The organism is Kitasatospora sp. NPDC098663 (assembly GCF_044760075.1).
Taxonomy (GTDB): Bacteria; Actinomycetota; Actinomycetes; order Streptomycetales; family Streptomycetaceae; genus Kitasatospora.
In genome coordinates this window covers 26,545-51,396 of the sequence record NZ_JBIWAP010000037.1, presented here as the reverse complement: position 1 = coordinate 51,396, position 24,852 = coordinate 26,545, and the positions used below count along the sequence as shown (strand labels likewise).

General features: G+C 71.5%; 19 protein-coding genes. 8 read left to right on the top strand and 11 right to left on the bottom strand.

Annotated elements, in window-relative coordinates:
• Positions 1-123: 123 nt before the first annotated feature.
• Complete coding sequence (locus ACIQVZ_RS31525; protein WP_350879969.1) at positions 124-918, bottom strand: isoprenyl transferase; 795 nt, start codon at positions 916-918, stop codon at positions 124-126.
• A gap of 444 nt (positions 919-1,362) precedes the next feature.
• Between ACIQVZ_RS31525 and ACIQVZ_RS31520 the strand changes: the two genes are divergently transcribed.
• Positions 1,363-2,973, top strand: coding sequence for a chitinase (locus tag ACIQVZ_RS31520; protein WP_402454639.1), 1,611 nt, complete (start codon positions 1,363-1,365; stop codon positions 2,971-2,973).
• A gap of 154 nt (positions 2,974-3,127) precedes the next feature.
• On the opposite strand, the gene ACIQVZ_RS31515 is transcribed toward ACIQVZ_RS31520, so the two are convergent.
• A complete protein-coding gene (locus ACIQVZ_RS31515) occupies positions 3,128-3,841 on the bottom strand; it encodes a prepilin peptidase (RefSeq protein WP_350879973.1) in 714 nt (237 codons plus the stop codon).
• 119 nt (positions 3,842-3,960) lie between these two features.
• Between ACIQVZ_RS31515 and ACIQVZ_RS31510 the strand changes: the two genes are divergently transcribed.
• Both ACIQVZ_RS31510 and ACIQVZ_RS31505 read left to right on the top strand, forming a co-directional pair.
• Positions 3,961-4,257 carry a hypothetical protein gene (locus ACIQVZ_RS31510; RefSeq protein ID WP_402454636.1) on the top strand — a complete coding sequence of 99 codons (297 nt, stop codon included), beginning with the start codon at positions 3,961-3,963 and terminating at the stop codon, positions 4,255-4,257.
• Between the two features lie 100 nt (positions 4,258-4,357).
• A complete protein-coding gene (locus ACIQVZ_RS31505; RefSeq protein WP_350879977.1) occupies positions 4,358-5,572 on the top strand; it encodes a pyridoxal phosphate-dependent aminotransferase in 1,215 nt (404 codons plus the stop codon).
• 212 nt (positions 5,573-5,784) lie between these two features.
• Here the strand turns inward: ACIQVZ_RS31505 and ACIQVZ_RS31500 are convergent, their stop codons facing one another.
• Complete coding sequence (locus ACIQVZ_RS31500; protein ID WP_402454633.1) at positions 5,785-7,611, bottom strand: phosphoenolpyruvate carboxykinase (GTP); 1,827 nt, start codon at positions 7,609-7,611, stop codon at positions 5,785-5,787.
• Positions 7,612-7,887: 276 nt separating this feature from the next.
• Between ACIQVZ_RS31500 and ACIQVZ_RS31495 the strand changes: the two genes are divergently transcribed.
• Positions 7,888-8,592: a hemolysin III family protein gene (locus tag ACIQVZ_RS31495; RefSeq protein WP_380345602.1), complete on the top strand. Its 705-nt coding sequence runs from the start codon at positions 7,888-7,890 to the stop codon at positions 8,590-8,592.
• Here the strand turns inward: ACIQVZ_RS31495 and ACIQVZ_RS31490 are convergent.
• The 3 genes from ACIQVZ_RS31490 to ACIQVZ_RS31480 all read right to left on the bottom strand — a co-directional run bounded on the left by ACIQVZ_RS31490 (position 8,563) and on the right by ACIQVZ_RS31480 (position 10,903).
• Positions 8,563-9,045 carry a hypothetical protein gene (locus tag ACIQVZ_RS31490; protein WP_402454630.1) on the bottom strand — a complete coding sequence of 161 codons (483 nt, stop codon included), beginning with the start codon at positions 9,043-9,045 and terminating at the stop codon, positions 8,563-8,565. The two genes, ACIQVZ_RS31495 and ACIQVZ_RS31490, sit on opposite strands and share 30 nt — an antisense overlap.
• A gap of 326 nt (positions 9,046-9,371) precedes the next feature.
• Entirely contained in the window at positions 9,372-10,220 is an 849-nt protein-coding gene (locus tag ACIQVZ_RS31485) for a hypothetical protein (protein ID WP_402454628.1), read from the bottom strand.
• Between the two features lie 8 nt (positions 10,221-10,228).
• Entirely contained in the window at positions 10,229-10,903 is a 675-nt protein-coding gene (locus tag ACIQVZ_RS31480) for a papain-like cysteine protease family protein (RefSeq protein WP_350879985.1), read from the bottom strand.
• 265 nt (positions 10,904-11,168) lie between these two features.
• Between ACIQVZ_RS31480 and ACIQVZ_RS31475 the strand changes: the two genes are divergently transcribed.
• Complete coding sequence (locus ACIQVZ_RS31475; RefSeq protein WP_350880042.1) at positions 11,169-12,101, top strand: hypothetical protein; 933 nt, start codon at positions 11,169-11,171, stop codon at positions 12,099-12,101.
• A 17-nt stretch (positions 12,102-12,118) separates the two neighbouring features.
• Here ACIQVZ_RS31475 and ACIQVZ_RS31470 read toward each other — a convergent pair whose 3' ends face one another.
• Entirely contained in the window at positions 12,119-12,691 is a 573-nt protein-coding gene (locus ACIQVZ_RS31470) for a hypothetical protein (protein ID WP_402454625.1), read from the bottom strand.
• A gap of 44 nt (positions 12,692-12,735) precedes the next feature.
• A complete protein-coding gene (locus ACIQVZ_RS31465) occupies positions 12,736-14,415 on the bottom strand; it encodes an alpha/beta hydrolase (RefSeq protein ID WP_402454623.1) in 1,680 nt (559 codons plus the stop codon).
• Between the two features lie 89 nt (positions 14,416-14,504).
• Between ACIQVZ_RS31465 and ACIQVZ_RS31460 the strand changes: the two genes are divergently transcribed.
• Positions 14,505-14,861: a hypothetical protein gene (locus ACIQVZ_RS31460; RefSeq protein ID WP_402454621.1), complete on the top strand. Its 357-nt coding sequence runs from the start codon at positions 14,505-14,507 to the stop codon at positions 14,859-14,861.
• Here the strand turns inward: ACIQVZ_RS31460 and ACIQVZ_RS31455 are convergent.
• The 3 genes from ACIQVZ_RS31455 to ACIQVZ_RS31445 form a co-directional block, all read right to left on the bottom strand.
• The gene (locus tag ACIQVZ_RS31455) at positions 14,852-15,727 is read right to left on the bottom strand and encodes a GNAT family N-acetyltransferase (protein WP_402454618.1); all 876 of its coding nucleotides are present in this window, start codon (positions 15,725-15,727) and stop codon (positions 14,852-14,854) included. The genes ACIQVZ_RS31460 and ACIQVZ_RS31455 overlap by 10 nt on opposite strands.
• A gap of 40 nt (positions 15,728-15,767) precedes the next feature.
• The gene (locus ACIQVZ_RS31450) at positions 15,768-17,885 is read right to left on the bottom strand and encodes a thioredoxin domain-containing protein (RefSeq protein ID WP_402454616.1); all 2,118 of its coding nucleotides are present in this window, start codon (positions 17,883-17,885) and stop codon (positions 15,768-15,770) included.
• Positions 17,886-18,097: 212 nt separating this feature from the next.
• Positions 18,098-21,685 (bottom strand): hypothetical protein, encoded by a 3,588-nt coding sequence (locus ACIQVZ_RS31445; RefSeq protein ID WP_402454614.1) that lies wholly within the window; start codon positions 21,683-21,685, stop codon positions 18,098-18,100.
• Positions 21,686-22,276: 591 nt separating this feature from the next.
• Here ACIQVZ_RS31445 and ACIQVZ_RS31440 point away from each other — a divergent pair.
• Both ACIQVZ_RS31440 and ACIQVZ_RS31435 read left to right on the top strand, forming a co-directional pair.
• Entirely contained in the window at positions 22,277-22,453 is a 177-nt protein-coding gene (locus ACIQVZ_RS31440; protein ID WP_402454611.1) for a hypothetical protein, read from the top strand.
• 789 nt (positions 22,454-23,242) lie between these two features.
• Positions 23,243-24,844, top strand: coding sequence for a type I-E CRISPR-associated protein Cse1/CasA (locus tag ACIQVZ_RS31435; protein ID WP_402454608.1), 1,602 nt, complete (start codon positions 23,243-23,245; stop codon positions 24,842-24,844).
• Positions 24,845-24,852 lie beyond the last annotated feature (8 nt).

Below are 24,852 nucleotides of genomic sequence, written 5' to 3'. Positions count from 1 at the left end.
GAGTATTCCCAGGCGAGGGGCGGTGCATTCGCGCCCCCGGCGAACTGACGGATCATTGCCGGTGAACGTTTGGCCTCACGAGGGCTCCGGGTAGGCCAGCCCTACGGCGGTCACTTCACCCGTTCAGAGGCCCAGTCGCCGGTTGCGCTGCTCGAACGCCCGCAGCGCCCGCAGAAAGTCGACCTTGCGGAAGGCCGGCCAGTACGCCTCGCAGAAGTAGAACTCGCTGTGCGCGCTCTGCCAGAGCAGGAAACCGGACAGGCGCTGCTCGCCCGAGGTGCGGATGATCAGGTCCGGGTCGGGCTGGTTGCGGGTGTAGAGGTGCTCGGCGATGTGCTCGACGTCGAGGATCTCGGCCAGTTCCTCGATCGAGGTGCCGCGCCCGGCGTGCTCCTGGAGCAGCGAGCGGACGGCGTCGGCGATCTCGTGCCGGCCCCCGTAGCCGACCGCGACGTTGACCGTGATGCCGTCGATGTCGGCGGTCTCGTCGGCGGCCCGCTTGAGCACGTCGGCGGTGTGCTGCGGGAGCAGGTCCAGTGCGCCGACCGGGTGGACCTTCCAGCGGCGGGCGGCGGCCAGCCCGGTCACGGCGTCCTCGATGATGCCCAGCAGCGGGACGAGCTCGTCGGCGGGGCGGTCGAGGTTGTCGGTGGAGAGCATCCAGAGGGTGACGACCTTGACGTGGGTCTCGTCGCACCAGCCGAGGAACTCGCTGATCTTGTCGGCGCCGCGCTGGTGGCCGTACACGGTGGTGCCCCCGGCGGCCTTCGCCCAGCGGCGGTTCCCGTCCAGGATCACGCCGATGTGGTGCGGGGTGCGGGCGAGGTGGACCTCGACCCGGCGGCCGTAGAGCCCGTACATCCCGCCCAGCAGGGTACGCAGACCCGGCGTCCGTTCGGCGACATCGCGCAGACCCATGATTCCCGGCCCCTCCGTGCTCGTTTCAGCTGGTGCGTCAACGCCCCGGCGCAGCCTACTCCGGCGGGCAGGCACACGGTAAAGCCGCAGGTAGCGGTCTGGTCACGGTCCTGTACGGAGTCCGTCCCGGCGGGCGTGTCGCGGGCCTTCCCCGGCCGCTCCGACGGCGGACACGGAACGGTCTCCGAATCCTTAAAGAATCCGTAAGCCGACTGTCCAATGCTTGACGACCGGCAATGGTCTAGTCCAGCTTTTGATCCAAGGCGGAACGAACCCCACGGCCCCGCCCCACCCCCACGCACCACCGTGCACTCCCATGCGCCACCGCGGTCGCCCACCCCCACGTACGACGACCCCACGCACCACGACGGACCTCCCCTCCCCCACACGCGGCCGCCGCGCCCCCCACCGCGGCGGCCGCTCCCTCCCCAGGAGCGTCACCCCATGGCCCGTACGCTGAACCAGCCCGCGCACAAGCGCCGGCGCAGCCCCCTCCCGGCCGTCGCGGCCGGCGCCACCGCCCTCGCCCTGGCCGGCGGCGGCCTGGCCCTCTTCGCCGGCGGCGCCAGCGCGGCCGTCGGCAACCTGGTCACCAACGGCGGCTTCGACAGCGGGCTGGGCGGCTGGAACTGCGCCGGCGCGGCGACCACCGTCTCCTCCCCGGTCCACTCCGGCACCGGCGCGCTGCAGGCCACCCCGGGCGCCGGCGACACCGCCGAGTGCACCCAGACCATCAGCGTGCTGCCCAACACCAGCTACACGCTGAGCGCCTGGGTCCAGGGCCCGTACGTCTACCTCGGTGCGCGCGGCACCGGCGGCACCGACCCGTCCACCTGGTCGAACCAGAACAGTTGGAACCAGCTGTCCTCCACCTTCACCACCGGCGCGAACGCCACCAGCGTCACCGTCTACCTGCACGGCTGGTACGGCCAGAGCGCCTACCTCGCCGACGACGTGAGCCTGATCGGCCCCGGCGGCCCGTCCACCCCGAGCCCGACCGCCACCGCCACCCCGTCGCCGACCGCCACGGCCACCGCGACCTCCTCCCCCACCGCGACCGGCACGCCGACGGCCACCGCGACCCCGACCGCGACGCCCACCCGGACCGCCACGCCGACCCCCACGGCCACCGCGACCGCCACCACCCCGCCCACCGGCCTGCCCGCGCACGCCGTCACCGGCTACTGGCAGAACTTCGACAACGGCTCGACCCCGCAGCGCCTCGGCGACGTGCAGAGCGCCTACGACATCATCGCGGTGTCCTTCGCCGACGCCGTGCCCACCCAGACCGGCGCGATCAGCTTCACCCTCGACCCCGGCCTGTCCAAGGCCCTCGGCGGCTACAGCGACGCGCAGTTCCGCGCCGACATCAAGGCCAAGCAGGCGGCCGGCAAGAAGGTCGTCCTCTCCATCGGCGGCCAGAACGGCGCGATCACCGTCGGCGACGCCACCGCCGGCAACAACTTCGCCAACAGCGCCTACGCGATCATCAAGGACTACGGCTTCGACGGCATCGACGTCGACCTGGAGAACGGCGTCCAGGCCGGCCCGCTCGGCAACGCGCTGCACACCCTCCAGGCCAAGGTCGGCCCCGGCTTCATCCTGACCATGGCGCCCGAGACGATCGGGATGTACAGCACCGCCGGCGCCTACTTCCAGCTGGCGCTGAACACCAAGGACATCCTCACCGTCGTCAACACCCAGTTCTACAACTCGGGCGGCATGAACGGCTGCGACGGCAAGGTCTACAACCAGGGCACCATCGACTTCATCACCTCGCAGGTCTGCAACCACATCCAGGGCGGCCTGCGGCCCGACCAGGTCGGCATCGGCGTCCCCGCCTCCGCCAAGGCGGCCGGCGGCGGCTACGTCTCGCCGACCGTGGTGAACAACGCGCTGGACTGCCTGGCCACCGGCAACAACTGCGGCAGCTTCGTCCCGCCGGCCAAGTGGCCGACCATCCGCGGCGCGATGACCTGGTCCACCAACTGGGACGCCAACAACGGCAACGCGTTCTCCAACGCGGTCGGCCCGTTCGTCCACAAGATGCCGTAACCCCCACCGCCACATCCCCCACCGGCGCGCCGCTCCTTGAGGGTGGGGCCCGCGCGCCGGCGGCGGGGCCCGCCGTACCCGACCCGGTACGGCGGGCCCTCCCGCGTCCGGGCCCGGTAGCGCCCCGTCCGGTCCGGCCTCCCGGGCCCGGACGCTACCGGGCCAGCACCGCCAGCAGCGCGCCGAGCAGCAGGAACGGTCCGACCGGGACGTCGAGCCCGCGCACCGGGCGCCGGCGGGCCAGCGCGACGGCGGCCCGCAGGATCGCCCAGAGCCCGGCGAGCACCACTGCGGCGAACAGCCCGCCGACCGCCACCGGCCAGCCGTACCAGCCGAGCAGCCCGCCCAGGGCGAACCCCAGCGGGGAGTCACCCGGGCCCAACGCGCCGATCCAGACCGCCAGTTCGAGCAGGGCCCCGACCGCGAGGGCCACCAGTAGGCAGCGCAGCAGCACCCCCGGGCGCCCCGCGGCCAGCGCCGCCACCGCCAGCAGGGCCGCCACCCCGCCGGCCAGCGGCAGGGTCAGCCGGTACGGCAGCCGGCGCACCCGGGCGTCGACGAAGCCGAGCACCACGCCGAGCCCGGCCGCCCAGCCCAGCGCCGCGGCCGACGGCCCGTCCGCCGCGTACGCCAGCCCGGCAGCGACCACGGCCGCCACCAGCTCCACCGACCAGGCGCCCGCGCCCAGCCGCTCCCGACAGCCCGGACAGCGCCCGGTGGGCGGCAGCAGCCGCACCTCGCGCCCGCACAACGGGCAGGCACCGCACCAGGGTTCGCCCTCCGGCACGGCGAACCTGGCGACCAGCCCGCGCAGCAGCGGAGCCACCAGAAATGCGGCCAGCACCGCGCCGACTGCGGCTACCATCACCGGCGCACCCCCTTTCGATCAACGCCCGCACGCCCGCACGTCCGCACGCCCGCACGTCCGTGCGAAACCCGGGGACCGGGCGGGGCGCACCGAGCACATCATCCAACGGGGGAACGACCATGACGAAGACCCAGTCCATCCGGAGAATCGCGGCCGGCCTGCCGGCGGCGGCGCTCGTCCTGGCGCTGTCGGCCTGCGGGCCGGACAACGCCGACCCGGCGGCCGGCCCGAGCGCCTTGGGCGCCACGGCCGGACCGGCGATCCCGCGGTGCGACACCCGGTCGCTGGTCACGCTCGCGGACGGGCAGTCCGTCAAGCTGTGTGCCGTCTATCTCGTCCCGAACGAGACCCCGCCCGGCTTCCTCACGTACGGGAACATCATGGACACCGCGCCCCTGGTTTGGAAGGTCGGCTGACACCCCCGCCTGCCGATCCAAGGAGGCCACTCCGGGCACTTCGGTGCGCGTCCCGGGACGCGCACCGAAGTGCCCGGAGGTGCCCCTAAAGTAGGCAGGCATGCAGGTCATCCAGTCCAGCAAGCTCGCCAATGTCTGCTACGACATCCGCGGCCCGGTACTCGACGAGGCGATGCGGCTGGAGGAACAGGGCCACCGCATCCTCAAACTCAACACCGGCAACCCCGCCGTCTTCGGCTTCGAGGCGCCGCCGGAGATCCTCCAGGACATCCTGCGCAACCTCTCGACCGCGCACGGGTACGGCGACTCCAAGGGCCTGCTCGCCGCCCGCCGCGCGGTGGTCATGCACTACGAGGACCGCGGCCTGCACGGGCTGAGCGTCGAGGACGTCTTCCTCGGCAACGGCGTCTCCGAGCTGATCCAGCTGGCCATGACCGCGCTGCTGGACGACGGCGACGAGGTGCTCGTCCCGGCGCCCGACTACCCGCTGTGGACCGCCTCGGTCTCGCTGGCCGGCGGCACCGCGGTGCACTACCGCTGCGACGAGCAGGCCGAGTGGTACCCGGACCTCGCCGACATCGAGGCCAAGGTCACCGACCGGACCCGGGCCATCGTGGTGATCAACCCGAACAACCCGACCGGCGCGGTCTACCCGCGCGAAGTGCTGGAGGGCATCGTCGAGATCGCCCGCCGGCACCGGCTGGTGGTCTACGCGGACGAGATCTACGACAAGATCCTCTACGACGACGCCGAGCACGTCCCGCTGGCCACCCTGGCGCCCGACCTCTTCTGCGTCACCTTCAACGGGCTGTCCAAGGCGTACCGGGTCGCGGGCTTCCGCTCCGGCTGGATGGTGCTCTCCGGCGACCGGCAGCGGGCCCACAGCTACATCGAGGGCCTGGCCGTGCTGGCCTCGATGCGGCTGTGCGCCAACATGCCCGCCCAGCACGCGGTGGCCGCCGCGCTCGGCGGCCGGCAGTCGATCCGCGACCTGGTGCTGCCCGGCGGGCGGCTGCTCGCCTCGCGCGACGCGGCGTACCGGCTGCTCAACGAGATCCCGGGAGTCAGCTGCGTCAAGCCCAAGGGCGCGCTGTACGCGTTCCCGCGGCTGGACCCGAAGGTCTACAAGATCAAGGACGACGCCCAGATGGTGCTGGACCTGCTGCGCTCCCAGCGCATCCTGCTGGTCCAGGGCACCGGCTTCAACTGGCCCGAGCCGGACCACTTCCGGCTGGTCACGCTGCCCCGGGCGGAGGAGATCACCGACGCGGTGACCAGGATCGGCGACTTCCTGAGCGGCTACACCCAGCCGTAGCCCCGGAACGGCCGCACCCGGCCGCAGCCCCGCGCGCCCAGCCGTGGCCCCCGCGCCCGGCGCGCGCGGGGAAAGCACTACGGCCGGAGTCCCGACCCGGGCGGTCTCCTTGGTCGGGGAAAGACCGCCCGGGGGAACTCCGGCCGTCCTGTCACTCGGCGGGCGCGCGGTTCGTGCCGCGCGGCCGCCTCTCGCTCTGCCGAGGCTCAGGCTCAGCCGAGACGCGCGACGAGGCTCCGGTACTCGTCCCACAGCTCCTTCGGGGTGTGGTCGCCGAACAGCTCCAGGTGGGCCGGCACCAGCGCGGCCTCCTGGCGCCAGATGTCGGCGTCCACGGTGAAGAGCAGGTCGAGGTCCTCCTTGGACAGCTTCAGGTCGCCGAGGTCGAAGCCGTCGACCGTCGGCAGCACGCCGATCGGGGTCTCGACGCCCTCGCCGGTGCCCTCCAGGCGCTCGACGATCCACTTGAGGACGCGGCTGTTCTCGCCGTAGCCCGGCCAGACGAACGCGCCCTCGGCGTTCTTGCGGAACCAGTTGACGTAGTAGATCTTCGGCAGCTTCGCGGCGTCCGCCTGGGCGCCGACCTTCAGCCAGTGGGCGAAGTAGTCGCCCATGTTGTAGCCGCAGAACGGCAGCATCGCGAACGGGTCGCGGCGCAGCTCGCCGACGGTGCCCTCGGCGGCGGCGGTCTTCTCGGACGCGATGTTGGCGCCGAGGAAGACGCCGTGCTGCCAGGTGAACGACTCGGTCACCAGCGGGACGGCGGTGGCGCGGCGGCCGCCGAACAGGATCGCCGAGATCGGCACGCCCGACTGGTCCTCCCACTCGGGGGCGATGGTCGGGCACTGCGCGGCCGGGACGGCGAAGCGGGCGTTCGGGTGGGCGGCCGGGGTGCCGGACTCGGGGGTCCAGTCGTTGCCGCGCCAGTCGGTGAGGTGCGCCGGGGGCTCCTCGGTCAGGCCCTCCCACCACACGTCGCCGTCGTCGGTCAGCGCGACGTTGGTGAAGACCGTGTTGCCCCACAGGGTGTCGATGGCGTTGGCGTTGGTGTCCACGCCGGTGCCGGGGGCGACGCCGAAGAAACCGGCCTCGGGGTTGATCGCGTAAAGCTGGCCGTCGGCGCCGAAGCGCATCCAGGCGATGTCGTCGCCGATCGTCTCGACCTTCCAGCCCGGGACGGTCGGCTGGAGCATGGCCAGGTTGGTCTTGCCGCAGGCCGACGGGAAGGCGGCGGCGACGTACTTGACCTCGCCGGACGGCGGGGTGAGCTTCAGGATCAGCATGTGCTCGGCCAGCCAGCCCTCGTCACGGGCCATGGTCGAGGCGATGCGCAGCGCGTAGCACTTCTTGCCGAGCAGGGCGTTGCCGCCGTAGCCGGAGCCGAAGGACCAGATCTCCCGGGTCTCCGGGAAGTGCGAGATGTACTTGGTGCTGTTGCACGGCCACGGCACGTCCGCCTGGCCCTCGGCCAGCGGGGCGCCGACGGTGTGCACGGCCTTGACGAAGTCGCCGTCCTCGCCGAGCTGGTCCAGCACCGCCTTGCCCATGCGGGTCATCACGCGCATCGACACGGCGACGTAGGCGGAGTCGGTGATCTCGACGCCGTACGCGGCCAGCGGGGAACCGACCGGGCCCATCGAGAAGGGCACGACGTACATCGTGCGGCCCTTCATCGCGCCGCGGAACAGTCCCTTCTCGCCCTGGAAGACCTCCCGCATCTCGGCCGGGGCCTTCCAGTTGTTGGTCGGACCGGCGTCCTTCTCCTGCTCGGAGCAGATGTAGGTGCGGTCCTCCACACGCGCCACGTCCGTCGGGTCCGAGGCGGCGTAGTAGGAGTTGGGGCGCTTTTCCTCGTTGAGCTTCTTGAAGGTGCCCTGAGCCACCAGCAGGTCCGCGAGGCGCTGGTACTCCTCGTCGGAGCCGTCGCACCACTCGACGCGGTCCGGCTGGGTGAGCTCGGCGATCTCGTTCACCCACGCGAGCAGGCGCTGGTGGCGGGTGGGCGCGAAGGCGCTGAGAGCAGAGATCTCGTACGACACGATCGCTCCGTTTCACACCATCTCGGCGAGGAGGTGGCGTAGCGGGGGTCTGAGGGTGCTTGCAGCGTAGCTCCGGCCTCAACGCCAAACTGCGGCACAGCGGCGAAATTGACTCATCTTTTACTACAGTAAGTACGATTACCGGCCAGTAATAGGTCGTCCACATCCCGGCCCGGACGCCTCCGCGGACGCCCCGAACACTCCAAAACGTCCAAGAGTGATGATCGCCACTTTCCTACGCGTCAGTAACCTACGGCCCCGTAGGTAGCGGGTAGCATGCTGCGCATGACTGCTGAGCTCGTCGAGAGCACGGAGAACGAGGGCGCGGAGAACGAGGCCTCGGGACGCAAGCCGAAGTGGCGCGGCTGGCTGCACGCCGGGATGTTCCCCGCCACCGTCGCCGCCGGGATCGTGCTGATCTGCCTGGCCGACTCCACCCCCGCCAAGATCGCCTGCGCGATCTACTCGATCAGCGCCTGGCTGCTGTTCGGGGTCAGCGCGGTCTACCACCGCTTCGACTGGGGCCCGCGCGGGGACGCCGTGCTGCGGCGGCTGGACCACGCGAACATCTTCCTGATCATCGCGGGCACCTACACGCCGTTCACGATCCTGCTGCTCAAGGGCGCCGACCAGCAGGTGCTGCTCTGGGTGGCCTGGGGCGGCGCGCTGGCCGGAATAGCGTTCCGGGTGTTCTGGGTCGGCGCGCCGCGCTGGCTGTACACACCGGTGTACATCGCGCTCGGCTGGGCCGCCGCCTTCTTCCTGCCGGACTTCCTGCACGCCGGCGGCGTCGCCGTCCTGGTGCTGATGATCGTCGGCGGCGTGCTCTACAGCATCGGCGGCGTGGTGTACGGGCTCAAGCGGCCCAATCCGTCACCGCGCTGGTTCGGCTTCCACGAGGTGTTCCACGCCTTCACCCTGGGCGCGTTCATCGTGCAGTACGTCGGGGTCTCACTGGTGGCGTACAGCGCGGCCGGCTGAACCCGGCGCGCCACGGCGGGCGGCCGCGCGGTCCACGGACCGGGCGACCGCCCGCTCCGCCGTCCAAGGACGCTCGTACGGCGCCCGGCCCTGCGGGCGGCGCGGATACGGCGGGTGGTCCGCCGCGCCGGCCTCCGGCCACGGCTCCACCACCGGCCCGGCGGTGCGCCCGCGCGCCTGCCGGGCGTCCAGCGCCTCGCGGGCCCGGCGGCAGCGCTCGCAGTGCGCGGCGTCCGGGGTGACGGCCGACGGCCGATGCCCCCGCGGGGCGGCCGGCCGGTGGAGCGCCCGCCAGCGGCGGCCCACGTAGACCATGAGCAGCAGCACCTCGACCCCGGCGACGACCAGCACCAGCATCGCCCCGTTGATCAGGTAGGCCGCGACCACGGCGAGCGCGGACGCCACCACCACCGCCGCACCCCACACCTGGGCGCTCGACTCCCTGCCGGCCATTCGACTCCCCTTTCCCGGCGCCGGGCTCGTGGTCGGCTCCGGCCGCCCCACCCCTTCTCCGCTCTCGGCACGCGTCAGTCAGCACTGACCGATTGCCACATGGTATCTACCGTCCGTCACCCGGAGCTGCCCCCGGGCGGCGAACGACAGATCAACGTTGCGTCAATTCCTTGTGCGGAAGCATTACTTCCAGGACACATCACGCAGCGCGCCCGCTCGGCTACAGGTCGACGCGCCGGGGCCGCACACGGCACGGCGGGGCCCGGCTGTGTCAGCCGGACCCCGCCGCATCCCACGTGTGGCGCGCATGTCGCGCCCGAGAGGCCCTACCCCCGTCGGACACCCGCCCTGCGCCGCACGGCCGCACCCGCGCCCACGAGCGCGGTCACGCCCAGGGCCGCGAGCGCCGTCACGGCCGGCAGCGCCGAACCGCCGCCCGCCGCCCGTTCCCGGTCGGCCGCCAGCTGGTAGCCGCCGCCCTTGCCCTCCCGGTCGTACGCCGAGCCGGGCAGCTTGTCCCCGTACCGTTGGTGCACCAGCTTCTGGTACGCGGCCAGCGACACCCCGCCCGCGCCCACCGAGCGCCGGGCCTCGTCGTCCAGCGGCAGCACCCGGCCGTCGCGCAGCACGTACCAGGCGTTCACCTGCGGCTCGCGGAACGCCGTACCGCCACCGCCGCCGGCCGCCTTCGCCGCGTAGTCGCTCTCGTCACCACCGGAGGCGATGTTGACCACCTGCCAGGAGTCGCCCTGCCGGATCGTCCACACCGAGGCCGTCTGCCCGTCCGCCGCGACCACCTTGCTCGCGGTGAACTCGGCCTTCGCCACCGGCGCACCCGGGGCGCCGGCCACGAAACCCGCGTCCAGGGTGTACACCGGCACGGTGTCGCCGGCCAGCCGCGGCGCGGCCGCGCTCGCCGCCTGCGCCTCCTGCGCCGCACCGATGGTCAGCTGCTGGGTCGGCGGGACGCCCTTGCGGGCGAAGAAGTGACCCACCTTGTCGAGGACGGCCCGGTCCTGGACCACGCCACGGGCCTTCGCCAGATCCGCGGCGGGCACCGGCACCGGGGCGCCGGCCGGCCCGTCCGCGTGCGCGGCCGGGGCCAGCGCCAGCCCGAGGCCGGCGGCGAGCAGGGCGGTGACGGCGGCCCGACGGGCCTTTCCGAGGTCAGTCATGGTCGCCCTCACGCGCCGATCCGGTACAGGGAGTGGGTCCACGAGAACGTGTTGTTGTTCACGTAGTAGTTGTAGTCCGCCCAGTTGTAGCGGTAGTTGGACGGCCACGGGTCGCCCCAGTACACCCAGTTGCTGCTGGTGTCGTAGCCGTAGACGACGTGCATGTGGCCGCCGCCGGAACTCCACTGGATCCGGGTCTCGATCGGCCGGTTCGCGTCCACCTCGGTCTGCACGGTGTTGTAGCGCAGGTAGCCGGTGACGTACGAACCCGGGTTGATGCCGACCCAGTCCAGCCCGTTCTGCACATCGGCCAGCGAGGCCTGGCTGTTGGGGCAGCTGGAGTTGACCGAACGGCCGAACGCGGCGTTGCAGAACTGGTTCTGGCTGTAGTTGTAGCCGAACCAGGTGGCGATGGTGTTCCCGCTCGCCGCCCAGCACCAGTTGGTCTGCTGTTGCTGCTGCATGGTGATGTTGAGCTTCTTGAACGTGCCGGCCAGATCGGCCGTGCTGCCGGGCGCGGCGGCCTGGCGGACCTGCGCCGGGGCGCGGTCCTGGACGGGAGCGAGATCCTGGGCGGGGGCGGCGAGCGCCGGAGTGGCCGCCACCGCGGTCAGCGCCGGGCCCAGCACGCCGAGGGCGAGCAGCGAGACCGCGCGGCGCAGCCGTATCCGTGGAACTGGCATGGGGGAAATGCCTCCTTGCACAAGCGGAGCGAGGTGCTGTGTGGGGGCGCGGTCCGGATCGCGCCATGAGCATCCCGCCGCCCCCGGAGGCCGGTCAACGGCCCCCAGAACCATCACAGTTCAGGTGTGAACGACTGGTCACGGGTGTGAACGCCACCCCGAAAACCCCCGCGTGGCACGCCAGGACCGGTGACAAACCGCCGCCCTGATGTGAATATTCACGGTCAAACACGGTCTGCCCGCGCCCGTCCCCCAGGAGGCCGTCATCCACCGCACCGACCAGGCCGACCTCACCGCCGCCCTCCGCACCGGCCCCTTCCACCTCGCCCTGCGCACCGCCATCGCCACCCGCGGCCTCGCCCTCCACCGCATCCGACGCCACCTCGCCCTGCGCGGCGTCCACGTCGGCCTCACCAGCCTCAGCTACTGGCAACAAGGCCGCCGCCGCCCCGAACGCCCCGAATCCCTCCGTGCCGTCGCCGCCCTCGAAGACGTCCTCGACCTCCCCGAACACTCCCTCACCCGCCTGCTCGGCCCCCGCCGCGCCGCCGACACCACCCCCGCCGGCCCACCCGTACGCCCCTACCGCGACCTCATCTCCCCCGCCACCGCCGTCGACGACCTGCTCGCCACCATCGCCGGCCCCCGCGACACCGGCCTGCACACCATCACCCACATCGAACGCATCCGCCTCGGCCCCGACCGCCAACTCGCCCGCCGCGACTCCCAACACGCCCTCCGCGCCCACCGCGACGGCATCGACCGCTACCTCGCCCTCTACCAGGGCGACCCCGGCAGCGACATCACCCGCGTCGGCGTCCGCGCCGAAGAGAACTGCCGCCCCGGCCGCATCCGCCGCGACCAGACCCACCACCTGCTCGTCGCCGAACTCCTCCTCGACCGCCGCCTACGCGCCGGCGACACCCACCTCCTCGGCTACGGCTTCGACGACGCCCCCTCCCCCGACCCCAGCTGCGAATACGTCCGCGGCTTCAACTCCGGCGCCGGCCAGTACGTCCTCCAGATCACCTTCCACCCCGCCGCCCTCCCCGTCCGCTGCCACCGCTTCGCCCTCCGCTCCCCGGGCGAAGCCCCCTACGAGACGGAGGAACTGACCCTGGACGGCCACCACTGCGTCCACCTGGTCGCGACGGCGCTGCGGCCGTGCCTGCTGGGGATCCGGTGGGACTGGGAGTGACGGGCGCGGCGTCAGCGTCAGTGCGACCAGTACGGGTCGTCGACGTCGGGTGCACCCTCGTGGCCGGTCAGGCGGGGGCCGACGGGGCTGGCGCCGTAGTCCTTCTCGGGCTGGTAGCGGACCGTGTCCACCCGACCGCTCAGGTGCACCCCAAGGGTCGATCCATCCGCCGAACTGACCACTGACAGCTTGAAGTACGACTCGCCGCGCCCGGGGCACGACAGATCTGTGTAGTGCGTCGCCGCGTAGCCGACGGTGGTGTCGTCCTGCCGGCACCGATCACCCCAGAGCTGCTTCATCTGGTTCAGCAATACCGGGATCCTCGCCGGGCCGACCTTCGTCCGGAGGGAGACCGAGGCCATGACACCGGACAGCAGACTCGGTTCGCCGTCCGCGTGCTCCGGCAGGCGGTCCACGACGTAGACACCGCCGAAGTAGGCCACTGGTGGGGAGATCGCACCGGTGGCCGCCCGAAGGGTGTCGTCGAGTTGTCCCTTCGCCTCATGCGGGCTCAGCTGGGGGGCTCCCCGATCCTTCAGAGCCATCGGCCCGTAGCCGTTGTAGAACAGCCCAACCCCGGCGGCCAGCACGGCTACTACCGCAGCTGAACACCCCAGTGCCCGGCGCGGCCGCTTCATCGCCCGCCCGTCCGTTTGACGTCCCCGCTGCCGATGACGATGGCCGCGACGTTGTCCAGCGAGGGCCCACCGCGGCCCGTCAGGTACTTGGTGTGCGCGTCGACGGGGTTGCCCCTGCTCCAGTCGTCGACGGCGAAGCGGTTCGCGCCGAAGTGCTTGCTCGCCGGGTCCCGCCCGTACCAGCGTTCGTCCGGGTCGATGCTGAACTTGGACGGAACGTGCGTCACGACGTCGTTGTCGGCCGCGCCGACCCAGACGTGGCCGGGCGGCAGCTTGAGGTCGGCGGCCTTGTCCACTCCTACGCCCGGGCTGCCGAGGAAGACCACGTCGTCCGGGGGTGCGTAGTGCGACCCGGGCTGGGTGGCGAGCTTGGTGGCCTGGCCCACCAGGTACGAGCCGTAACTGTGTCCGACCGCGGTGATGTGCGGCGGCTGGGCGCCCTCGTGGTTCGCCCGCACTCCGCTCAGGAACTTCGCGTACGCCGGAGCTCCGTCCTTGCCCGCCTTGGTCGAGGCGGCCCCCAGGTCGGCGCCCGGCGGGTCGTACCCGAGCCAGACGATCGAGGCGACCGAATGGCCTGCCGGAGCCTTCCTGCTCGCGCTGCGATAGAGGCTCAGCGCGTTCTCCGCCTCGTTGGTGCCGTCGTGGACGTTCCCTGCCACCCCCAGGCTGCCGGTGTCGGTGGTGATCCCCGGCACGTAGGCGGAGATGTCGGTGGCGGTGTCCGGGTTCCCGTACGAGAGGACCACACGGCCCTTTCCCTCGTCGCCGAGGCCGAGCAGATAGATCGGCGGATCTCCCTTGCTCTCCGCGAGACGGGCGGCGACGGGTCCGTAGCGGGCGAGAACAGCCTTCTCACTGGAGTCCAGCGGCAGGCCCGCCTCCGCCTTGTCGCTGGCGGATTTCATGAGGGCTCCTAGGTGCGCCCGGTTCACCTGGTCCCGCACCTCTGCCGGCACCCCGTCGAGGTTGCCCAGCGATTCCGGATGGTGGCTGAGGAACCACTGCTGCCCGTCCGCTCCGAGACCCTTCCACCAGGCGTTGACGTCCGTCGGGGTGGCCTCCTTGCCCGGCATGTTCAGCTTCCAGAGCGGATTGGCCGCCTCGCCGAACTGCAGCAGGTAGACGTCCGCGCTCGCGGTCCTGGCGTCCAGGCCGCTCTTGTCGGTGGCGCGGCCCGTGTACTTCTTGAGTTCTTCGGCCAGCCCCTGGTCGACCCGGGTGGCCTCCGACAGCGCCGCGCCGATCCGCTTGGAGATCTCCTCGGCGGCCGCTTTCTGCTTGGCCTCCCAGTCCGTGCTCTGGAAGGGACTGCTCGCCGGGGGCCAGCTCACCGACCCGCTGTCGTCGACCGACATGCCTTTGGCCTGGGCGTCGACGAGCGCCTTTCGGAGCTTGCCCTGGGCGAGCGTGAGGGAGTCGGCGCAGTCCCGCACCTCGGCGCCGATGCAGTGCAGTTCGGTCGCCGCCGCACGCAGCTTGTCGGTGATGCCGTCCAGGACCGGAATCGCGGCGGCGGCCGCCGGTCCGCTCCACCCGGACCCGTGGACCCGGTCCGCGGTGCCGCTCTTCCAGTCGGCGGCGTGCTGGCCGCACGCCTTGCACAATGCGTCGTAGGCATCCGCCACCGCGTACAAGTCCGCAGGCTTGGCGTTCTTCAGGCTTGCGAGGTCCATCCCCCAGTCCCCCCGTTACCCATAGGTGCCCCCGGAGCACTCAGGGATACCATAACTCCCGCTATCGATACGGAGATCGGGGGGACATCGTGCCGAGCGACCCAGGATTCACCGTCAAACCGAGCGAGTTGACCGTGGCCGGGAACAACGCGCTGACCGTCGCCGGGAAAGTGCCCGACGAGACCGCGAAGTTGGCCGAGCCGAGCGCCAAGGCGGCCGGGGGGCTGGCGGGTTGGCAGAGCGGGGCGGCGTTGCAGGGGTGCGGGGCGGCCTGGAAGGCGCTGTTGGACGGCCTGGCCGGTGACATGAAGTCGGCCGGCGGCAATCTGCTGACCTGCGCGCAGACGTACGTGAACGCGGACCACCTGCCGGCACCCGCCGCGACTGCGGCCGTCGACCCCTTCAACACGAAGGTGGTCGGCGGCCGCCCGGTCGACTACGCGTAGGTTCCGCCCTGCGTCGTGAAGTCCAGCGTCAGGCAGTCCTCGACCGGCCGGTAGCCGATCTGCTGGTAGATGGAGTTGCTGGTCGGGTTGGCGAGGTCGGTGTAGAGCAGGACCTCGGCCGCCCCCTGGGCGAGGGCGTGGGCGGAGGCGGCGGCGGTGACGGCGCTGGCGTAGCCGCGTCCGCGCTGGTCGGTCGGGGTGTAGACGGGGCCGATGCGGGACATGCCGGCGATCACCGGGCTACTGCCGGCCAGGGCGACGGGGCGGCCGCCGTCCTCCCACAGGTGGAGGCCGCCGGTGGCGATCCGGTCGTCGACGGCCTGGGGGACGTTGGGCAGGTCGACCCCGGCTTCGACGAGGAACTCCTCGTACCAGCGGATCGCCAGTTCGCGGTCGGCCGGGGCGGCGGGTCGGTGGTGGCCGGCGGGCGGGCGGGGCGGGTCGGTCAACTCGCCGAGCCGGTAGAGCCGTTCGTTGAAGCGGACGGACTGGCCGGCACCGGTGGCGGCGGTCCAGGCCGCGGCGAAGGCCCGGACCGCGTCCGCACCTCCGCCGACGCCGGACACCTCGGTGAACTCGCTCCCGGCGGCGGCCAGTTCGACCGCCAGCTCGGCTGCCGCCGCCGGTGTGCAGGAGAGCCGGGGGCCGAACGGCGGCGTCTGGAGGAAGGCTCCTTCGACCGGGCCGCCGGCCAACGGGCGCCACCAGCCGAAGACCGGTGGCCGCTGGCCGAACACGTCCAGGCCGCGTTCGGCCAGCCGGTGTACGACCGTGAGCAGGACGGTGCTCTCGGCCGGGCGGGCGGCGAGGAACTCTTCCGCGTGGCGCCGGAAGTCGTCGAACGAGCTGCTCAAGGTCCAGGTCATGGCCCATTCTGGCCCGGCCGCACCCCCTCCCACCAGCGTTTTATTCGACGGCGACGCCCAGCCGCTCGCCGAGGACCGCCGGGTCGGTGGTCGGTGCTTCGCAGGCGAAGTGCCGGCAGACGTAGGCGGCGGGCGCTCCGCCGACCAGCGGCCGGCCCGCCAGCAGCGGCACCTCCGCGCCGCCGTCCTCCGCCGAACCCTCCACCGAACCGTCCGCCGACCCATCCGCCGGGCTCGCCACCGACCCATCCGCCGGGCCCGCCGGCGCGCCCACCGCGACGACCGCCCCGGGCGCGGTCCCGAGCAGTGCGGCCCGGCGCAGTGCGGCGGTGGCCGGGTCGTCGGCCGGGCCGACGACAGCGACTTCGCGCGGCCCATCGAGCAGCGCCTCGGCGACGGCGAGGCCCCAGCCGATGAACCGGGGGGCGCGGGACGCGAGCGCGCCGACGATGCCGAGGGCCCGTTCGGCGGCCGTCCGGTGCCGGTCGGATCCGGTGTAGGCGGCGTAGGTGAGCAGGGCGCCGGCGGCGGCGGTCCAGCCGGACGGGGTGGCGTTGTCGGTGGGGTCCTGGGGGCGCCGGATGAGTTCCTCAGCGTCGTCGGCGGTGTCGTAGAGCGCGCCGGAGGCCTCGTCGGTGAAGTGCTTGAGCACGGTGTCGAGGAGTCCGCCGGCCAGTTGCAGCCAGGCGGCGTCGCCGGTGACGGCGTACAGGGACAGGAAGCCCTCGGCGGTGTCGGCGTAGTCCTCCAGGACGCCCGCATTGGTGCCGGCCCGGCCGTCGCGGGAGGTGCGCAGCAGCCGGCCGTCGGGGGTGAGGTGGACGGCGAGCAGCAGGTCGGCGGCGCGTTCGGCGGCCTCGACGAGGTCAGGGCGTTCCAGGAGGGCGCCGGTCTCGGCGAGGGCGGCGATGGCGAGGCCGTTCCAGGCGGCGACGACCTTGTCGTCGCGGGCGGGGGCGGGCCGCCGGGTGCGGGCTTCGAACAGCCGGGCACGGATGGTCTCGTACTCGGCGAAGTCCTCGGGATTGGCGAGGAGTTGGAGGACGGAGGTGCCGTGTTCGAAGGTGCCGCCGGCGGTGACGGTGAACAGCCGGGCGGCGGTGGCCGCGTCGGCGGGGCCGAGCAGGTCGACCAACTGGCCGGGTTCCCACACGTAGTAGGCGCCTTCGGTGGACTGCCCGGTCTCCTCGTCGAGGCTGTCGGCGTCCAGCGCGGACGCGAACGCGCCTTCGGGGGTGCGCAGTTCGCGCAGCAGGAAGTCTGCGGTGGTCAGCGCGGTCCGGCGCGCCAGCGGGGAGCCGGTGGCCCGCCACAGGTGCACGTAGGCACGCAGCAGCAGGGCGTTGTCGTACAGCATCTTCTCGAAGTGCGGCACGACCCAGCCGGCGTCGACCGCGTACCGGGCGAAGCCGCCGCCGAGCTGGTCGTGGATGCCGCCACGGGCCATCGCCTCGCCGGTGCGGACGGCCATCTCCAGGGCCGCCTCGGATCCGGTGCGGGCGTGGTGGCGCAGCAGGAACTCGACGACCATGGCCGGTGGGAACTTGGGCGCGCCCCCGAAGCCGCCATGCCGGTCGTCGAACTCCCGGCTGAGGGCGACCAGCGCCTGGTGCAGATCGGCACCGGCGGGCGGGTGGTGGGCGCCGGCCGAGTAGACGGCGGCGCGCTCGGCGAGGTCGGCCCGGATCCGCCCGGCGACCTCCGCGACCTCCTGCCGCCGCCCCCGCCAGGCGGCGTCGACGCCTTCCAGCACCTGCCGGAAGGACGGCATGCCGTGCCGGGGCTCCGGCGGGAAGTAGGTGCCGAAGTAGAACGGCTCCTTGTCGGGCGTGAGGAACACCGTCATCGGCCAGCCGCCCTGCCCGGTGGCGGCCTGCACGGCCTCCATGTAGACGGCATCGACGTCGGGCCGCTCCTCCCGGTCCACCTTGACGGCGACGAACCGCTCGTTCAGGTAGCCGGCGACCCCGGCGTCTTCGAAGCTCTCGTGAGCCATCACGTGACACCAGTGGCACGCCGCATACCCGACGCTGAGCAACACCGGGACCCCGCGCCGCTCCGCCTCCGCGAACGCCTCGGGCGACCACTCCCACCAGTCGACGGGATTGTCGGCGTGCTGCTGAAGATAGGGCGATGTCGCACCGGCGAGACGATTCACAGCAGCACCCTACTCATGCCGGGCAACGGGGTGACCACCGAAACGACGGCCTGCCCGAACCGGAACCACCGAGACCATCTCCGTGTCCGCGCCCACCCAGTTCCGCTCCCGAGCCGTCCGCCACGCGCTCGCGTTCTCGCTACATCCAGCGGGATCAAGCAGCATCAGGCCCAGAGTCAGTAAGCCAGGTTGCCCGTGTTCCCACCTGGCACCTAACCGATCGTGAGGGCCTCACCCCCGTGGCGAGGTGCCCGAGGTGCCTCTGCCGTCGGCTCCTTCTGTATGCCGGCTCGCGCCCCCGCGATTGCGCCCAGGTGGCCCAGCGCCCCAGGAGCAAGTGCCGGCAGCAGAGGGATCGTGTGGGTCCACGCATCGGACTTCAGCATCCTCAGCACGATGTGCCGGGCCGTCTCCCCTCCGGTGGGGCTGCCACCTCCATGGACCCGGGCGAGTGCCAGGCAGGTCCGGATCGTCCGATCCTCGGCACGGCTGTCCGTGGTCAGCGCCACCTGACCACCCGCCAGGTACAAGGCGGCGGTGCGGAGCGTCGTCGATCGGTCCTCCGGGGTCCTCGCCGCGTCGGCGTAACGCCATACGGCGGAGGTATCACCGTCCACCGCGGCCAGCAGCGCCAGTTCTGCGGAGGAGTCCTGGCCCGGCCGGAACGAGCGCCGCCATCTGGCGGTCGAGCTTTCGACGATGTCCACGGCTGCTTCGGGAAGGCAGCCGAGCCGGGCCAGCAAGCCAGGAACGGCCATCGGCCGTGTCGACCACGACAAGGAGGGACCTGTCAGGTGCAGCACGGCTCGGTGGAGTGCGTCGCTCAGCATAGGGTCAGGACGCCTTACGTCGGGAAAGGCGAGATGCAGAGCCGCCAGTTCGGGGAGCAGGCTGGGAGGGCTGCCGAGCCCCACGGCATCCATCCGCCGCACCAGGTTCTCGATCAAGGGCCTGGTGACACGTGCCGCTCCTTCGGGGCAGTGCCGTACGAGCCCGACGGCGACGGCCGTCAGCGCCTGCCCCTGCTGACCAATGGTGCGCCCCTGCACCATTGCCAAAGCCGCGGGCTCGTCCCCGGTGTGGGCGAGCGCCTGGGCTACGGCGTTCGCCAGCTCAGGAGTGGCGCCGTCGGGCATCAGGCGTGCCGCCTCTCGGGCATGGCGGGTGCCCGAGCTGTCGTGGCCGGCGAGAGAGCACCCCAGCGAGAGGGCTGCCAGGTGTCTCGCGCGCTCATGGGGGCCGGGCCGACTCCGCGCGAGCGCTTCGGCCTCGTCGGCCCTGCCCAGCGCGCCCATGGCCTGGCAGAGGTCCACCGTCCAGCCGTCCGTGAGGTGCGGGCTGTTCGCGGGTGTCGACGGCCGTGCGGTGGAACGGTTGCGCAGGGCCGTCTCCAGCAGTTCCCGGCTGCGTAGGAGATTGCCCGTTCCCAACTGATCCTCTGCCTCCAGCAGGAGAAGGACGGAGGGGTGATCGGGGTGCGGGTCGTCGCCCGCGGAAGGCAGGCCGGCCGACCTCCGGTGCGTTTCCAGGCGCCTGGACGTGGCTCCGCGCCTGGTCGCAGACGGCATCCGTGCGCCCTCGGACTCCTCCGTCCTGCTCTCGCGCCCGGCGTCCTTCCTCCTGCGCTCCGCCCTCCTCTTCTCCTCTGCGGCAGCCGCCACCACACGGTCCTGCCATGCCTTCTCGTTCCTGGCCACCTCGACGACCCACTGCGCCCGTTCCAGTTGGGGATCCCCGAGCACCCCGACGCGCAGTTCTTCCGGCAGGGTCTCCAGCAGGCGCCCGATATCGTCAATGTCCGCCCTCGTCGCACCCGTGTCGGCCGCTGCTTGGGCAAGGCGCGCCAGCGTCCCGGCCAGTTCGTGGCCGAGATGGGCCTGGTCCTCTTCGGACGACGAAGCAGGATCCTTCGACGCCTCGATGACCTTGTGTACCAGGGCCACGGCCCTCCGCGTCAGTTCGAGGGCCGCGCGAGGTCGCTTGGCGGGCAGGGCGATGAGCGCCGAAGCCGCCGAGGCCAGAACGTCTACCGCTGCCAGCCCGTCCACGTCGCCGAGCCCCTCGCAGACGGCCTCGATACAACTGCCGGCGTACGGGCTGAGGGACGGGACAGCCCGCGCCAACGCACCCCACAGATCCACGGCCGCCGCCTGGGCACGCATGCCACCCGAGCCGAGTGTCTCCGCCCGGCCCCGCAGAACCGCTACTACATCCGCATCTCGCTCCGGATCCAGCATCCCCGCCGCCTTGGCAAGGGCATCCGTCCCGACTGCCGGATCCTGGAGCACTGCTCGGACCAAGGGCCGGGCGGCGGCCTGGCCGGTCAGCCCCGCGAGCGTGCGGGCGGCGGCGAGAAGCCGTACGTGCGTCCCGGGGTCTGGAACGGCTCCGGGAGACGTCCGGCGGGCGCAGTCGTGGACCAACCACTCGACTGCCTCCCGGACAACGGCGGCGACATCCGGTTCAGCCCGCCCCTCGTACATATGTCCCTTGTGGGACTGCTGCGCGTACGCCAGTTCCACCGCCACGTCGGCCAGGTGCACGGCCCTGGTGACCGGCGTAGGCGCGGAGCGGGCCAGGACGCAGGCCCGCTCCGCGTCACCAAGCCTGACGAAGAGGGAGGCGGCCCCGTCAGGCACTTCGTGCGTCTCCCGCAGCAGCAGGGACCGCGCGGCGCAGAGCGGTACGAGCATCGCCAGTCCGTCATCGTCCGATGCCTCGCCGATCTCCCCCTCGAAGGCGTCCAGTTGGGCGAGTGCGGTGTGCGGGCCGGCCGTGCGGGCGAGTCGGCGCAACCGGGGCAGGTCCAGAACGTACGCGGCCCGCTCGGCGGAGTCGGTCAGCAGGCGGAGCTGATGCGCCAAGAGGTACGGGGGCGTACCGTCCGGCCAGCCGTCCGTCCGCCATCTCCGCGACCAGGCCAGCAATGCGCGGGTGTGCCGCAGAACCCCCGCCTCTCCCAGCTCCTCGCGAACCACCTGAGCGAGGCTGAGGCCGGCCAGGGCATACGTCCCGAACACCGGGTCGTCGGTCATGAGGGCACGCCCCGCCGGTCCTTGCAACAAGCGCTCGACGCGCTCTGCGGGGAACCCGGTCAACTCCGCCAGGTCCGTCGTCCGCAGACCGCCGCGCGCCACGGCCAGCAGCCCCGCGACCGGTTCGCCGAGCGCGGCGGCGTCAGGCGGCGGCTGCCGGATCAGCGCCACCCCTGCGACGGGCAGGAGACTCCGAAGATGTCGGAACTGGCGTAGCGGGTGCCTCCGCGGGGGCAGGTCGTCGGGAAAGCGCACCCAGCGCCGAAGGGAGACGATGATGCGCATGCCGGATGGCGGACGGGCGGGCAGGAGTGCGGCGATGCTTCCGCGCACGGGCCTCCGTCCGGCCCCGGACCCGAGGTCTGCCTCGGTCCCGGACTCCGGCGTCCCGCTCTCGGCAGCGAGGCCCGACCAGGCCAGGTCGTCATCAAGTCCGTCGACCACGAGCAGGAGCTTCCGTCCGTGGGTTGTGCTCTTCGCGGCCGCTTCGGCGAAGAGCGCGAGCCACTCCCGGGCGTTGCCCGGGACGGGGCTCCCGTCCCTGCCGAGGAGGTCGTCGATCTGATCGACGATTTCCTTCTCGAACTCGGCGCGGGTGTTCGTACCGTGCGCCGCGGAGACGAAGAAGGTCAGGATGTCGGCTTCCACCGGGGGCCGTCGGCTGACGTAGTCGGCGAGCAGCACAGTCTTGCCGACGGGAGCATCGCCGTGCCAACACAGGTACGACGGCGCGTCGACGCGGGACGCCCGGACGAACGCGTTCATTTCCGTTCGCTCGTCCGTCCGGCCTCGGACCTCGACCTCGGATGCCTCAAGGGCCGGCCTGTGCACCCGGACGAAGCGGAGACCGGGGTTCACCCGCCTCCGGTTCGCAAGGATTTGGCCGTCTCTCAAGCCTCTTGATTCCTCCCCGGCCGCGCGGATGGCGGCTTCCCACTCCGCGTCCGAGGGTGACTCCGAGCCGGAAGCGTCTCGCAGCATCCCTACCGCGGCCCGGAAGTCGTCCGTGCGCCCCGGTGAGGGGACCGATCTTCCCTCGAACCAGTTCCGCCAGGTCGAGGGGGCGATCCCCAGCCCCTCGACCACTTCTTCGGGAAGCGGCCGGCCAGCGGCTCCCCACACCTCCCTCAGCATGTCGCGCAACTCGTCACGCGCGCGTCTCGGCGAAGCCGCCACTGCCCACTCCTGTTCTGGCCCGCTGCCCGAGAACTCGACCGGCGCCGTACGAATTCACCAGGTCCCACCTGCGGAAACCGCAGTGGTGCCGTCAGTGCAACTTCCCGCTCTCACTGGCGCACGCGAGTCTGAAGACATCACCGAATCAGTCGGATCCGGCTCCCGATACGAGGATGGCTCATGCTCGACCTTCCCCAACTGTTCGCCTGCGCCGCCGCCCTGAGCGGGTCGGCCGGCCTTCTCTACACGGGCGTCCTGTTCGTCGTGGCCCTCGTCTCCGTCCTCGCCCCCACAGCGGAACGCCGCAAGGACGCGCGGACGACGCTGGGCATCCTCGTGCGTCGGCGGTCGCGCTGAGACGACCGCATCCTCCCTCCCCAGGCATCCTCACCGGCGGGATCGCCCGCACCATCCTCTGTCGGAACTCGGGTGCCCGCAGGGCACTTCTGGATTAATCGCCCTTCGGCTGACGCAGAATGGCCTGAAGTGACCCATCGAGCACGGAGAGTGGTGTAGAAAGGTTCCCGCTCGCCACCGATCACCCAAGCCGTGTCGCCGTCTCCGATTCCGCAACTGCGGCGCCGGAGGTCTCGACACGGAAGGAGTTCCATGGGCAGAACGGCACGTGAGTGGCTGGGGCACCACGGAGGGGATCTGATCCTCATCGTGGTCGCCGCAGTGGTGACCAAGGTGGTCGACTACCTCTGGTAGACGGCCGTTCTCGACGCGAACAGCGCGTCGAGAACGGCCTGCCCCAGCAGTGAGTGGGTCCCGTCCCGTCTGCGCGGGGCGGGCCCCAGTCACACCTCGCCGACGTGCCGGCGGTGTACTACCTGGGGTGCCGAGATATCGGCAATCCCTCAGTCTAGATCCCCGGCCGACGCCGTCCGGTCGGCCGGTCCCGCTGCCGGACGAACGGGGAGCGGGGAACGTCGAGACCAAAGAGCACACCTCCCCGCCGACTGCGGGGGTAACCCGTCGGGAGCCTGCAGGGCCCTGGTTGGTCTTCTCCCTGCACATGCAGGGACACCCAGCGCTCCAGATTCGGTGGAGCGTCCGAAGTGCGGCAGGGAACCGGAGAGCTTCCGCACCGCTACCAACGCCCGTGGAATTCCGGGCCGTCAGCTCCGAAGGTGGTGAAGCAGATTGCACGAGACCCGACCGCTGGAACCTGCCGGGCAGCGACCCCGTTGGGATCCTCGCTTCGAGCCATGCATCCCTACGGTCAGTATCAGAGGCGGGACCGCCCGCAACTCCCTGTGCGAGATCTTCGACCAGGCCGACGACCTAGTCGCCCTCGACTGCGCCTCGCCGGGCGAGGTCGTCGCCGTCATCGAGTACCTCCTGGCCATCTGCTTCGCGTCCGGCACCTTCCCGTCGTCCGACGCGGAATGGCTCACCTGGGTCCTCGACCGGCGGAGCCTCGCATCGGCCGCCGCATGGCTGGCGAAGCAGTCAGCGGACTCCTGGGACCTGTTCCACCCCACAGAACCCCTGGCCCAGAACTCTCAGCTGGCAGCGGATCTTCGTGAGAGCGGCACCGGAACAGCCCAGCTGATCATCGAACATGCCGGCGACTACAACCAGCACTTCGACCAGCATCACCTCGAACGCGACAACCCGCTCCCAGCGGCGGACGCATTCCGCGCCACTCTCACGCAGCACGTCTACAGCCCTTACGGGCGGGCCCGTATGTCCGGAAAACGCCTCGGGCCAAGGGTCACCAACCTCACGGCAGGCCGGCTGACGGGACGCATCCGGGTCATCGCCCTGGGGGCGACACTGGCCGAGACCCTACGCCTGAATCTCTACCCGCCCGATGGGCCAGGAGAGCCGCTCAACACCTCCTGGACCACCCCCGGCTTCGAGCGGCACACGTTCAGGGAAAAGGCGTCCCGAGTGCCGCGCAGCTCCGCGGACCTGCACAGCTCCCTGGGCCGTTCTGTGCTGTTGCGTCCGGCGCACGGACCACGCGGAGAGGCCATGGTCGACCGGGTCCTGATCGGGGCCGGCGAGGAACTGGAGCTCGACCCGGCCCGTCACCTTCAGGACGCCGTCTACAGCAGGACGACGAACGGCATGCGCAAGCCACTTTGGCCCTCCCCGAGCAGGGCCCTCTGGCAGCAGGCCCATGCTCTCTACAGCGCTGTCATGGACGACGCCACCGGGATGTACGCACGACTGCGATCCATCCTCCCTCTCGCGCGAACGATTCCGGGCACCCCCTACCATCTGTGGGCCGTGGGTCTGCTGACGAACCAGACACTGCCGGTCGCCTGGACCCAAGGGTCCTACCCCTATGCCCCGGGGATGGCCGCACATCTCTACAGGGCGTCCCGCCGGGGCTCGGTCATCGCCGAATACCTCGCGCAGGTCCTGAAGAACGCGGCAACCGTGGCCGCCGGGATTGCTTTCCCGGCCATGCGGGTCGCGGACGAGAGCAATCAGGTGTCGCGGCTCGATGCCCGCTATACCTTCTGGCCCACAGCTGAGGACCCCTTCGAAAGACTGCTGGTCGAGGTGGTCGGCCGGGGATTCGAGGACGACGACCCGGTGTCCGCGCCGTTGGTCGCTTATGCGCTGGAGTTGACGGCCACGGCTCGCACCCAGTTGCTCCGACTCCTCGACACCCTGCCCTCCAACGATCGCAACCACCGTGCGCGAGCCCGGGCAATACAGCTCTTCGAAGAGGCAGTGTCCGGGAAGCGGGCCCCGGCCGAACTGAGAGAGGAGACCTCACTTGACTGAGCAGAGTC

Bases quoted from the DNA above. Each gene is read 5' to 3' on its own strand.
- ACIQVZ_RS31510 (WP_402454636.1), top strand. From the start codon at position 3,961: ATGACGAAGACCCAGTCCATCCGGAGAATCGCGGCCGGCCTGCCGGCG.
- ACIQVZ_RS31480 (WP_350879985.1), bottom strand. From the start codon at position 10,903: ATGCCAGTTCCACGGATACGGCTGCGCCGCGCGGTCTCGCTGCTCGCC.
- ACIQVZ_RS31495 (WP_380345602.1), top strand. From the start codon at position 7,888: ATGCTGCGCATGACTGCTGAGCTCGTCGAGAGCACGGAGAACGAGGGC.
- ACIQVZ_RS31455 (WP_402454618.1), bottom strand. From the start codon at position 15,727: ATGACCTGGACCTTGAGCAGCTCGTTCGACGACTTCCGGCGCCACGCG.
- ACIQVZ_RS31520 (WP_402454639.1), top strand. From the start codon at position 1,363: ATGGCCCGTACGCTGAACCAGCCCGCGCACAAGCGCCGGCGCAGCCCC.
- ACIQVZ_RS31485 (WP_402454628.1), bottom strand. From the start codon at position 10,220: ATGACTGACCTCGGAAAGGCCCGTCGGGCCGCCGTCACCGCCCTGCTC.
- ACIQVZ_RS31445 (WP_402454614.1), bottom strand. From the start codon at position 21,685: ATGAACGCGTTCGTCCGGGCGTCCCGCGTCGACGCGCCGTCGTACCTG.
- ACIQVZ_RS31465 (WP_402454623.1), bottom strand. From the start codon at position 14,415: ATGGACCTCGCAAGCCTGAAGAACGCCAAGCCTGCGGACTTGTACGCG.
- ACIQVZ_RS31490 (WP_402454630.1), bottom strand. From the start codon at position 9,045: ATGGCCGGCAGGGAGTCGAGCGCCCAGGTGTGGGGTGCGGCGGTGGTG.
- ACIQVZ_RS31440 (WP_402454611.1), top strand. From the start codon at position 22,277: ATGCTCGACCTTCCCCAACTGTTCGCCTGCGCCGCCGCCCTGAGCGGG.
- ACIQVZ_RS31525 (WP_350879969.1), bottom strand. From the start codon at position 918: ATGGGTCTGCGCGATGTCGCCGAACGGACGCCGGGTCTGCGTACCCTG.
- ACIQVZ_RS31505 (WP_350879977.1), top strand. From the start codon at position 4,358: ATGCAGGTCATCCAGTCCAGCAAGCTCGCCAATGTCTGCTACGACATC.